An 11,369-nucleotide genomic window follows, 5' to 3' on the forward strand; every position below is an offset into this window, starting at 1 on the left:
GGAAGAACTATTATCCCAAAAATCGTACTCTTGTAAATCAATTACAGGATTAACGAAAACTGTAAACCTATAACAGTATATAATTATTAATCTGTAAACTTTTTTTAGGACGAGTCAAATTCTAATGCCCGGGGATCAAACCCCGGGCTTAATTAAATGAGTAGATTCTTAATTCTTTTAAGTATTGTGGTCCTGTTTTCTTGCGTTGAGCCCTTGGAGCAAGAGCGGGAGTTAAAGTCTCCTACTTTAATACTACCTGAGGTTTCGTGGACACTTCGTGTCTCGGATTTCCCTCAACCTGAGCGAAATCCCATGACGGAAGAAGGTGTGATTTTGGGCAAAAAACTATTCTTTGATCCAAAGCTATCTGCCGATGGAAAAGTATCTTGTGCCACTTGCCATCAGCCTGAAATCGCTTTCACTGACGGAGAAGGACTTGGAGATTTTGGAGTATCCGGTAATAGGCTAAAAAGGCATTCACCTCCCCTCTTCAATTTAGCCTGGAATACTACTGGCTTATTTTGGGACGGAGGAGCGAATGATCTCGAGTCTTTGAATTTTGGACCATTGACCCACAAAGATGAAATGGCTGCTGACCTGGACGATATTGTAGCATATTTGAGTCAGGACAAGGATTATCCACAGCTATTTGAAGCGGCTTTTGGGGAGATTCCCATTCAAAGCGCCTACATCAGCCGTGCAATCAGTCAATATACACGGACTCTGATTTCCCAAGATTCAAAATACGATCAATGGAAAAGAGAAGAGGTGAATTTTACTTCTATCGAACTCCAAGGCTACTCAATCTATCAAAATAATTGTGCCTCTTGTCATCAAGAAGGACTCTTTACCGACTTGAGTTTTCACAATAACGGACTTGACCTAGACTACCCAAACCCTCCTGAACTCGAAGGGCTTTATCAAGGGAGGTATCGGATTTCATATTTGCCAAAAGATATGGGAGCCTATAAGACGCCATCCCTCAGAAACATTATAATCACATCACCTTATATGCATGACGGAAGATTTCAAACTGTTGAGGATGTTTTAAATCATTACGAGTCAGGTATCCAGGTCAATGCTTCTCTAGCACCTTCCTTACAAAATGGAATCAAATTGAGCACAGAAGACCGTCAAGCTCTGATTTTATTTTTAAATACCCTGACAGATGAAAAGTTTATAAGTAAACACGCTATCAAAAATTAATAACTCATGAAATGCCCATGAGAAAAGTTCTCACACAGGAGGATGATTATATAGGGCATTCCATGTAGTCAAATAGAAAAATTATAAACACATGAAATCGAGCATGTCGCATGCGACACACACTGGGATGATTGTAATCCATGCGAGATTCCATATGGCCTTTAAGAAAAAATTATAATCATATGAAAAAAATCATACTGCTAAGTCTTGTTCTATTTGCTGCCGGTAGTTTTTCACCTGCCAACGCCTGTGATAGCTGCAATTTCTTCGAATACAGTTTATTACAAAATAAGAGTTACTTCGGCCTATTTTATAGGTTTAGGGACTTTAAAGACTACAAATCCTTTTCCAATTCCACTACATCAACTATCAGGAATTATCCTGCCCAACTAAGCACCAAATTATTGCCTTGGGAGAAAGATGCAGTGATGCACGAACCAGAAGGAAATAATCTGTTTGTTCAAAAAACCAAACAGGATTTTGAAACCTACCAAACAATTGAAGCACGTGGAAATTTTACTTTGGACAACAAGTGGAATTTTACTTTTCTCCTTCCCTATGAATTCAATAAGGTGTACTATGAAAAGTATTTAGATTTACCGAAACCAGTTCGCGACACAACCCTATTTGTACAGGGTTGGGGAGATTTAACCGTGGCCGGAGAATATATCCACTTGATATACAACCCCAAGTCTCGACATACTATTAGACCCGGTTTTGCAATTACACTTCCTACTGGACAGGCATTAATAAAATCAACTACTGAAACTCAAGATTACTTTGACCCAATTATTCAACCTGGAAAAGGCTCGTTTTCCTTCACTCCAAGAGTAAACTATCAATGGTTTTTACAAAATCACGGTGTGAATGTGGGACTTAGCTATCAATGGAGCACTGAGGGAGAGCAGGAGTATGAATTTGGGAATAGCTTCAACAGTTATGCGCTTTATTTCCATCAATTTACTGTAAAAGAAAAGCTGTTGATCGTCCCAAGTGCAGGATTTTACTACGAGCAATCCAACAAAGATCTCTATCAAAAAGAACTCCAGGATCTAACAGGTGGCGATGTAACTTTCGCTCAACTAGGTTTGGACTTGAACTTGACACAAACCACCTTTTCAATCATCACACAGCTTCCTGTATTTCAGAACTTAAATGGAAATCAAATCCTAAATCAAAACCGATTCAGTGTGGGGATAATTAGAAGCTTTAAACTTTAAAATCAACTTCCCTGGAAATAAGAAGCCTTTGTATTTAAAGTCACTGGGAAATGTATGGTTATTAGTGAGATTGCTTGAAATATAAAGCACATGAAATCGAGCATGACTAAAAAGTCACACACTGGGATGATTATAATCTGTAAGATTCTATCTGGCCTTTAAAAAAAATTATAATCATATGAAAAATGCCCTCATCACCTCGATTTTCTTACTTCTAGCTATTAGCAGTTGTCAGGAAACAGAATCTCCCTCTAGTGAAGCAGTAATTTCAGCTACGGAACTTGAAACTCTCCTTTTCATGCGGGAAGAGGAGAAACTTGCCCATGATGTCTATGTATATGCTTTTGAAAAATATGGATTGAATATTTTCCAAAACATTGCTAACAGTGAAAGCAGCCATGTCCTTTCAGTTTTAGGAGTCATGGAGACCTTTCAAGTTTCAGACCCACTTTCTGGAAGTACAGTCCCTGGAGAATTCACCGACCCTATCCTGATTAACCTCTATTCTGATCTTATAAACCGTGTAGACCTTTCTTTAAATGAATCCATTTTAGTGGGTTTACTTATTGAAGATTTGGATATCAATGATTTGGAAATTGCCATATCAGAGACTGATAAGCTGAGTATTTCGAATCTTTACGCAAATCTGGAATGCGGATCCAAGAATCATTTGAGAGCATTTTATGACCAGGCGAATGCTGCAGGAATCACTTACACCCCGGAATTTATTAGCCAATCAGAGTATAGTTCAATAGTCAATTCACCAAAATCAGGCTGTAACGCCAACTAACCAATGAATATAGCTTCATCAATGATCTTCCTTTTATTGCAACTCATTGTTGCAAAACCTTTACCATCCAATGAAGGGCCTCAAGTAATTATACCTACTCAAGCCGATCTGTTGGACGATGGGTTGACTCTTCTTAAAAAACATTGCTATGCCTGCCACAATCCAAACACAAACTCACATGATGATATCATCGCTCCGCCACTTGCAGGAATAAAAAAACACTATTCCGATGCATATCCTGAAAAAGAGGACTTTTCAAAAGCGATGATTGAATTCGTGAAAAATCCGTCTTCTGAAAAATCTCTCATGAAAGGTCCTGTAAAGCGATTCGGATTGATGCCAAAACCTGCTGTCACAGATCAGGAAATTCAGCAGATTGTAACCTATATCAGAGATTCCGAATTGGAAAAGCCAAAATGGTTTGATGCGCATGAAAAAGGGCATGGCGAATAGAAAAAAGCTATCGGTTCGATTATAAAAGCGTGATTTTTGTCACCGTTAACCAACAGAGTTTGAAGTAGATTTGGTTATTAAAAAATTCAAAAAGATTAAATCATGGAAGCACAAATCACAACAATGCCAAGAATCGGAGATCAAGCTCCAGATTTTGAAGCAATGACAACTACTGGAAAAATTAAGTTTTCAGAATATATCAAAGGAAGTTGGACAATCTTATTTTCTCACCCAGCGGACTTTACTCCGGTTTGTACTACGGAGATGAGTGGCTTTGCTTTAGAAAAATCATTCTTTGCGGACCACGAAACTAAATTGATCGGATTGAGTATTGACTCTATCCACTCGCACATTGCATGGGTTAACAATGTTAAAAAGAACACAGGAGTTTTATTTGAATTCCCAATTATTGCTGACATCGATATGAGTGTTTCCAAACTTTATGGAATGCTCCAGCCCGGTGAGAGTGAAACTGCTGCCGTTCGTGCGGTATTCTTCATCGACCCAACAGGAAAAATCAGATTGATGATGTACTATCCTTTGAATGTGGGGCGAAACATGGAAGAAATCAAAAGAGCACTAATTGCACTACAAACTGCAGATAAATATAAGGTGGCAATGCCTTTGAATTGGACTCCGGGAGAAAAGGTGATTGTACCACCACCAAAAACAGTTGCAGAAATGCAGGAGAGAGAAGCCAGTGATTATGAAATGGTTGATTTCTATTTAGCAAAAAAAGACCTTCCGTAAAGGGATTTTAAAGATAGTATAGGTTAAAGGGTTAATTGATTCGAAAGCCTTCTCAAAATTTTTGGGAAGGTTTTCTTTTTTTTTAGCTTAAAAACCAAATATTATTTATAGAGCAAAATCAACTACATAAAACCACTTCTCAAACTTTTGACAAACTTCTTAAACTTTTATATATTTTTTTAAACCGGTTTTTGAAAAAAAAACAAAAACATATTAAGCACACCCCAAAAAAAAAGGAGCCTTTTCGAAAAAAGGCTCCTAGAGTGGGTCTATTGTAAATTAAGTAAAACCATATAAACTTTAGCAAACATATAAGTTGGTAAACTTTTATGTCTATCAAAATTTCTTAAACTTAAGAAAAGCATTGATATAAACACAATTTCAGTAAAATATTTTCTTTCTTTTTCTGAAAAAGTGAAGAAGTTTCATTTTAAAAAATTCACTTCTTTACTTTTTGCTAACTTGAAAATTAAACCTTGGACTATGAAAAAACTTATTATTTCAATCGCTATCCTCATGGGATTATTTTTTGTAGCTACATTTTTTATTCCTCCTTATATAGAAGCCCAACGGAATCCTGTCAAACTTGAAAAACCCTACATAGTTTCCACCGAAGCACAGCAAATTTATGCTCGTTTAGATTTCATATCGGATTTACACTGCGATGCACTCCTTTGGGGAAGAGATTTGAGAGAAAAATCAGATCGTGGACACGTAGACTTCCCTCGAATGCGTGAAGCCAATGTGGCTATGGAGATGTTTACCATTGTATCCAAATCACCCGCAGGGCAAAATATGAAAAGTAATAGCGCGGATGCATTCGATAATATCACTCCATTGACCATCGCAAAAGGAGAAAGTCCATCGAATTGGTTTAGCTTAATTAATCGGACTCTTTCTCAATCTCAGGATTTAGCAGATTTTATAAAAGAGGAAAACGAAAAGGCTATTTTCATTAAGTCCAAAACTGATCTGGAAAAGCTAATCCAGGCCAGAAAGTCAGATAAAAATGTAATAGGTGCCATGCTGGGTATCGAAGGCGCGCATGCACTGGAAGGGAAAATTGAAAATCTAGACATCGTCTATGAATCAGGGGTTCGAATGATCGGACCAACTCATTTTTTTGACAATGAGCTTGGAGGATCTGCTCATGGTGAAAATCTAGCTGGGCTGACAGATTTTGGAAAACAAGTGATTCGAAGGATGAATGAACTCGGTATTTTCGTCGATTTGGCGCATTGCTCTCCTACAATTGTAGATGATGTGCTCGCAATCACAACCGCCCCAGTAATCGTCTCTCACACTGGAGTACGAGCAGTATTTGACTCACAACGTAATCTGAGTGATGATCAGATCAAGAAAATAGCTGCAAATGGAGGCATTATTGGAATTGCATTTTTTGATATGGCAGTTGGTGAGCCGGAACTCCCGAATATCATCGCATCTATCCGCCATATCCGAGATCTGGTTGGAATCAAATATGTCGCATTAGGATCAGACTACGATGGATCAGTAGCAGTTCCCTTCGATATTACGGGTTTACCCTTTATAGTCGAGGGACTAATTCGAGATGGTTTCACCGAGCAGGAGATCCGTGCAGTAATGGGCGAAAATGTAAAAGAATTCATGTTGGAAAATCTTAGATAAATGAAATCGAGCCTGACTCAAAAGTCGCAAACTAAGATGACTAAATACCTTGCGAGATTCCATATGGCCATTAAAAAGAAATTATTATTATATGAAAGAATCTCTTATTCATCAGGAAAATAGCTATTTCGGAAGAATTCAGGAATACCTCCGAGAGTTCGTATATGGAGGTATCGATGGGGCTGTTACCACTTTCGCTGTCGTAGCAGGAGGCTTTGGTGCAAATTTAGATACCGGAATAATTATCATTTTGGGATTTGCCAATCTATTTGCGGATGGATTTTCCATGTCTGTTGGAGCATATCTGGCTGCGAAAAGTGAGAAGGATAATTATAAAAAACACCAAGACATCGAATATTGGGAAGTGGATAATCTACCCGATGTCGAACGACAAGAAATCAAGGAGATCTATGAAGCTAAAGGATTTAAGGGTGAATTACTTGAAAAAGTCGTAGATCAAATTTGCTCAGATAAAGATCTTTGGGTAGCAGAAATGATGAAAGATGAACTCAATATGATGGAAGAAACCAAGAGTCCATTCAGAATCGGTTTGGCGACTTTAGTTTCTTTTATTGTAATTGGATTTATTCCTTTGATGGTTTACCTCTGGGATTTTTTCAGTAAAGTACAGATCAATATATTTCTTTGGACAAGCATTTTGACGGGATTAGCATTCGTTTTGGTAGGCTGGCTCAAAAGTCTTGTAAATCAAACCCCAGCCTTCCGAAGTATAGCCGAAACACTCCTACTGGGACTTTTAGCAGCGTTGGTAGCATATTATGTTGGTGATATACTAGAACAATTTTTCATCAGTAATTCATGAAGTCAATAGCAGAAGTTTTAATTCGAATGGATGAAATTGTATCCGAATGTAAATCAAAAGAAATGCGTATCGGATACTTTGCTGTGCTTTACCGGCAAGTGACGCTAAGGATTAAACAGGGGATTCTAACTAGTGAGTTTGAGGATAACCCAAGAATGGAGAAGTTGGATGTTCTTTTTGCGAAAAGGTTTATTGACGCATACGAACTTTGGTTACAGGGAAAACAACCAACAAAAAGTTGGAGAATTGCTTTTGAGGCCAGTCAATCCAATTCATATTTAGTGCTTCAACACTTATTTCTAGGAATCAATGCGCATATCAATCTCGACTTAGGAATTGCTGCTTCCCAAACCATGGAAGGTGCGGATTTGAATGGAATCAGAAATGATTTCAATAAAATCAATTCCATCTTAGCCGAATTAGTCGATGGAGTAAAAGCAAATATCAGTAACGTGTCCCCTATTTTCGGATGGCTTATTCCACTGGCAAAAGGAAAAGATGAAATGTTCCTCAATTTCTCTATTCAGCTAGCCAGGGATGGTGCATGGAAATATGCGGAGGAATATCATCACGATCCAGATAAAAAATTTCAGATCAGGGATCGGGATGAAAACATTTCAAATCTTGCAGAAAAGCTGATCAATCCAGGGAAATTGCTTTCGTTTCTGGTAAAAATAATAGGCTTTGCAGAATGGAAGTCTGTGGGTAAAACGATGGATCAATTGGATGTTTTGGTAAATTGAGGTTGTGAGAATAGAATTAAAAGATTGAAAATTAGGAGATCTAGATCACATCTGATTTGCTTAATCACTCACATCCCGAAAATCACTTGAAGGTTTACGCATTAAATTTCTCCTCAATTTTTCTGATTTCTGACTCAGTTTGAGCCTTATTTTTACGATTGGTTTTCTCTTTATTCAAGTCAGTCTCATAGAAATGTGTGTCCTGAAAATAGCTAACTCGAGCCTCAGATTCCCCTTTCACTTTAACCCATTTCTCCCCTTTGAAAAGTTTGACTTTGTCTTCTGCTAATTCTAACAGATCATCATAAGGCCCTCTTGGAGAAATCAATTTCACGAAGATTGGAGCTGTCTCTATAGCGATAAATAGCAGTATGATAAAAACATTAGCCAAAGCCATAGCAGCGGATTCCTTGTTCAATAAATCCAAAGCTTCCATTCGGGCTGCTAACCCATCAAACCCATCTATTCCTGCCTGTTGCTTTTCAAATTCCAATTGGCGGAGAGCTGTAAATTCACGAATCTGAGCATCAAGTGTGTCCACTCGAATCTGATTCCTTTCACGTAAATCTTCCAAAGCTTTCTGAGCTGCATCCAATTGCTGCTCCTTTTTCTTTGCATTAGTCCCAAGTCCTATTATTCCACTGGTGCTGCTTGTCTTATCTCCAAATCGTTCTGCATCATATTCTCGTTGCACTTGATCCCGGAAAGCTTCTGCTCTTCCAATCTCAGTTTTTAAGCTGTCTTTTTGAACTTCTAGTTCTTGTATTTCAGGAAAACCTTTCGCCAAATTCAATTTAGAGGTAGCTATAAATTCAGTTTTCTTCTCATCAAGTTTGCGATTGATTTCACGTTCAAACATTTTCAACTCCAAAGGCTTCGAGATTACTAAAGCTAATAAAACTGCCAAAACCAATCGGGGAATTGCTAGCTTCCATTCACTCCATCCACTTTCCTTTTTCCGCATACTTGAAACGATAAACCGATCCAAATTGAAAATCATCATTCCCCACAGTAAACCGAAGAGAATTGCAGGCCAAATATTTTCAAAAACAGTAAACAAAGCATAACCTGCTGCAATAGTAGCCAAGATCCCAGTAAAAAAGACTGTAGCTCCTATTCCAATGTATTTATTTGATTCTGTAGGAGTTCGCTTGAGGATAGAAAAATTAGCACCACTACAAAACCAGAAAAACCGAGAAAGATGATTCATTCAAAAGGGGGATTAAATTGACATAGATTCTAACGCTAAAACTTCTCCAAAAAAGATCAGTCAGTCTATAAAATCGACCTTCTGGAAAGAAATGTGACCAAACCCCAATTTAAAGGGGCGAATCAGCATTTTTGCTGAACATATTTTTTACATTGAAGGAATGAACCCACCCTTCAAAAGTGTTCGCTCTGTTCACTTATGAGCACTTGCTGAACGCTTTTGAAAATAAGCCCAAATTGTCCCAGTTCGAATTTGTATGAAACACACCACTAGATTTATCTTTTTTCTATTGCTGATTCTAGGATCAAGCACGTTGCTTTTTGGCCAGGAAATTCCTTTCCAAAAAGAAGTGAAATCACTTACTGAACGAATAGATCAAAAAAGTTGGGAACCAAATTCGGTTGTTTTTACGGGAAGTTCGAGCATTCGACTCTGGAGAAATCTTCAGGAAGAATTTCCAACAATCCCTATTATCAATACTGGATTTGGTGGATCACAAGCTTCGGATTTATTGATTCATTTGGATGAATTAGTGATTCGATACAGTCCAGAAAAAGTGTTTATCTACGAAGGGGACAACGATATCTTCGAAGGAAAAGAAGCTACTCAGATCATGACAGACCTCGATCTGCTAGTTAATCGAATCTTTCAAAAATTACCCGAAACGAACATCGTCCTTATCAGTGCTAAGCCAAGCCCCTCAAGATGGCAGCTAAAGACTTCCTACACAGTGTTGAATGACCTGATGCGGCAGTATGCAACAACTCATAATCAAGTGGATTTCATGAACGTATGGGATGTCATGTTAGATAAAACAGGGAAACCGATTTCAGAAATCTTTATTGCAGACAGTCTACACATGAATGAAAAAGGCTATGCGATCTGGAATAAATCGGTGGTGCCTTTTATGAAGTAACTCAATTAAGATTTGGCTCTATTTCTGAAAGATTATGAACTTGAACTGTTTAACTCTAAAACTGCTCCTTTGTGTTTTGCAACCACAAAATGAATGGAAAAATCAACAAAAAAAGGATGAAGAATAGTTTAATTGAATTTTTCAAAGCTTTTTTAAGTTTTCACTTAAGGTGGAGTTCTGGTAATTTGTATCAACCAAGGCAAACCGGAGTCCAATTCACTTCGTATCTGGTAATTTGAAAATCATCGAACAGATTTTCTAAAAATCAGTTCTCTCTATAAGTTGGCACCAGTGGATTCAACTCAAAATAAGAACCAAACTCAAATGACTCATTTAAATAAAAGTATTTTACCCATGCTAAGTTTACTAGTTGGACTACTCATGTCCTGTGGAACTTCCACAACAGAATACCAAGAGGCTTCCTCTACTGATGCTGAATTAGTTGCCAATTACGATGGCACTACTCAATTAGCGACCTTTGCGGGTGGTTGTTTTTGGTGCGTTGAAGCTCCTTTCGAAGGTATTGATGGAGTTATCTCTGTAGTCTCAGGATATGCAGGAGGAAAAGAAAAGAACCCTACGTATGGAGAGGTAGCTAGCGGAAAGACTTCACATCGAGAATCGATCCAAATTACTTTTGACCCTGAAGTGATCAGCTATTCGGAATTGGTGGATATCTTCTGGCAAACTTTTGATCCAACAGATGTAGGCGGATCTTTTTATGACCGAGGTTCTCAATACGAATCAGCAATATTTTATCATGACAATGAGCAAAAGAAGGTTGCTGAAGAGTCCAAAAAGTATTTGGATAAGTCTGGACGTTTCGAGAAACCTGTAGCTACCCCGATAATCAAATACACGAACTTCTACCCAGCGGAAGATTACCACCAGGATTATTACAAAAAGAATCCCACGGAATATTATTCTTACAGAACTGGATCCGGAAGAGACGCCTTTATCAAGAAACATTGGCCAGAATTAAGCGAGAAAAAATACCCCGCTAAATCTAAGGATCAATTAAAGCAAGAATTGACAGATCTTCAATATGAAGTTACCATGGAAGACGCTACAGAATATGCCTTCCAAAATAAATACAATGGAAATAAGAAAGATGGAATTTATGTCTGTATTGTGACTGGTGTGCCTCTATTTAGTTCCAAGGATAAGTATGAGTCTGGTTCAGGATGGCCAAGCTTTACAAAACCAATAGATGCTAGGGTAATTGATAAGCCTATAGACAAGGATCTCGGAATGACAAGAGTGGAAGTTAGAAGCAAGCTAGGAAAAAGCCATTTAGGGCATGTATTCTATGATGGGCCGGAACCTACAAGTCTTCGCTATTGTATGAATTCTGCAGCAATGGAATTTATCCCTAAAGAAGAAATGGAAGCGAAAGGTTATGGAGATTTCCTTTGGCTAGTTAATTAATCTTTCTAAAAAGAGACTATTTTCTAGAAATAGTCTCTTTTTTTATGTCCTTGATTTTAGAGTTTTATGTATATCCGCAATCTTGCCAGTATGATTAAATCGAAGCAATAATGAGTCTGTCAAAGAGTTTTTGACCGAAATATCTTCTGTTGAGTTTGTAACAAAACTCGTCCAGGTAATTCT

The 11,369-nt window shown here is 37.9% G+C and carries 11 protein-coding genes; 10 read left to right on the top strand and 1 reads right to left on the bottom strand.

All coding sequences use genetic code 11. The features are described from left to right. The first annotated feature begins 156 nt into the window (after positions 1-156). From P8O16_RS01665 to P8O16_RS01700, 8 genes are all read left to right on the top strand, one after another. Complete coding sequence (locus P8O16_RS01665) at positions 157-1,206, top strand: cytochrome c peroxidase (RefSeq protein ID WP_300310198.1); 1,050 nt, start codon at positions 157-159, stop codon at positions 1,204-1,206. Positions 1,207-1,388: 182 nt separating this feature from the next. Further along, a complete protein-coding gene (locus P8O16_RS01670) occupies positions 1,389-2,426 on the top strand; it encodes a hypothetical protein (RefSeq protein ID WP_300310200.1) in 1,038 nt (345 codons plus the stop codon). 178 nt (positions 2,427-2,604) lie between these two features. Beyond that, positions 2,605-3,216, top strand: a complete 612-nt coding sequence (locus tag P8O16_RS01675) for a DUF2202 domain-containing protein (RefSeq protein WP_300310202.1) — start codon at positions 2,605-2,607, stop codon at positions 3,214-3,216. 3 nt (positions 3,217-3,219) lie between these two features. After that, a complete protein-coding gene (locus P8O16_RS01680) occupies positions 3,220-3,669 on the top strand; it encodes a c-type cytochrome (RefSeq protein ID WP_300310204.1) in 450 nt (149 codons plus the stop codon). Between the two features lie 102 nt (positions 3,670-3,771). Beyond that, a complete protein-coding gene (locus tag P8O16_RS01685; RefSeq protein ID WP_300310206.1) occupies positions 3,772-4,419 on the top strand; it encodes a peroxiredoxin in 648 nt (215 codons plus the stop codon). Between the two features lie 483 nt (positions 4,420-4,902). After that, a complete protein-coding gene (locus P8O16_RS01690; protein WP_300310208.1) occupies positions 4,903-6,066 on the top strand; it encodes a dipeptidase in 1,164 nt (387 codons plus the stop codon). Positions 6,067-6,157: 91 nt separating this feature from the next. Beyond that, positions 6,158-6,889 carry a VIT1/CCC1 transporter family protein gene (locus tag P8O16_RS01695; protein WP_300310210.1) on the top strand — a complete coding sequence of 244 codons (732 nt, stop codon included), beginning with the start codon at positions 6,158-6,160 and terminating at the stop codon, positions 6,887-6,889. Beyond that, complete coding sequence (locus tag P8O16_RS01700; RefSeq protein WP_300310211.1) at positions 6,886-7,632, top strand: DUF5995 family protein; 747 nt, start codon at positions 6,886-6,888, stop codon at positions 7,630-7,632. The genes P8O16_RS01695 and P8O16_RS01700 overlap by 4 nt, the downstream gene beginning before the upstream one ends. A gap of 94 nt (positions 7,633-7,726) precedes the next feature. On the opposite strand, the gene P8O16_RS01705 is transcribed toward P8O16_RS01700, so the two are convergent. After that, positions 7,727-8,842: a DUF4407 domain-containing protein gene (locus tag P8O16_RS01705; RefSeq protein WP_300310213.1), complete on the bottom strand. Its 1,116-nt coding sequence runs from the start codon at positions 8,840-8,842 to the stop codon at positions 7,727-7,729. A gap of 256 nt (positions 8,843-9,098) precedes the next feature. On the opposite strand from P8O16_RS01705, the gene P8O16_RS01710 reads away from it, so the two are divergent. After that, entirely contained in the window at positions 9,099-9,758 is a 660-nt protein-coding gene (locus P8O16_RS01710) for a GDSL-type esterase/lipase family protein (RefSeq protein WP_300310215.1), read from the top strand. 324 nt (positions 9,759-10,082) lie between these two features. Next, positions 10,083-11,186, top strand: a complete 1,104-nt coding sequence (gene msrA, locus P8O16_RS01715; RefSeq protein WP_300310217.1) for a peptide-methionine (S)-S-oxide reductase MsrA — start codon at positions 10,083-10,085, stop codon at positions 11,184-11,186. Positions 11,187-11,369 lie beyond the last annotated feature (183 nt).

Source organism: Algoriphagus sp., assembly GCF_029254265.1.
Lineage (GTDB): Bacteria > Bacteroidota > Bacteroidia > Cytophagales > Cyclobacteriaceae > Algoriphagus.

Excerpts from the sequence above, each read along its gene's own strand:
- P8O16_RS01665 (WP_300310198.1), top strand. The coding sequence starts at position 157 with ATGAGTAGATTCTTAATTCTTTTAAGTATTGTGGTCCTGTTTTCTTGC.
- P8O16_RS01670 (WP_300310200.1), top strand. The coding sequence starts at position 1,389 with ATGAAAAAAATCATACTGCTAAGTCTTGTTCTATTTGCTGCCGGTAGT.
- P8O16_RS01675 (WP_300310202.1), top strand. The coding sequence starts at position 2,605 with ATGAAAAATGCCCTCATCACCTCGATTTTCTTACTTCTAGCTATTAGC.
- P8O16_RS01680 (WP_300310204.1), top strand. The coding sequence starts at position 3,220 with ATGAATATAGCTTCATCAATGATCTTCCTTTTATTGCAACTCATTGTT.
- P8O16_RS01685 (WP_300310206.1), top strand. The coding sequence starts at position 3,772 with ATGGAAGCACAAATCACAACAATGCCAAGAATCGGAGATCAAGCTCCA.
- P8O16_RS01690 (WP_300310208.1), top strand. The coding sequence starts at position 4,903 with ATGAAAAAACTTATTATTTCAATCGCTATCCTCATGGGATTATTTTTT.
- P8O16_RS01695 (WP_300310210.1), top strand. The coding sequence starts at position 6,158 with ATGAAAGAATCTCTTATTCATCAGGAAAATAGCTATTTCGGAAGAATT.
- P8O16_RS01700 (WP_300310211.1), top strand. The coding sequence starts at position 6,886 with ATGAAGTCAATAGCAGAAGTTTTAATTCGAATGGATGAAATTGTATCC.
- P8O16_RS01705 (WP_300310213.1), bottom strand. The coding sequence starts at position 8,842 with ATGAATCATCTTTCTCGGTTTTTCTGGTTTTGTAGTGGTGCTAATTTT.
- P8O16_RS01710 (WP_300310215.1), top strand. The coding sequence starts at position 9,099 with ATGAAACACACCACTAGATTTATCTTTTTTCTATTGCTGATTCTAGGA.
- msrA (WP_300310217.1), top strand. The coding sequence starts at position 10,083 with ATGACTCATTTAAATAAAAGTATTTTACCCATGCTAAGTTTACTAGTT.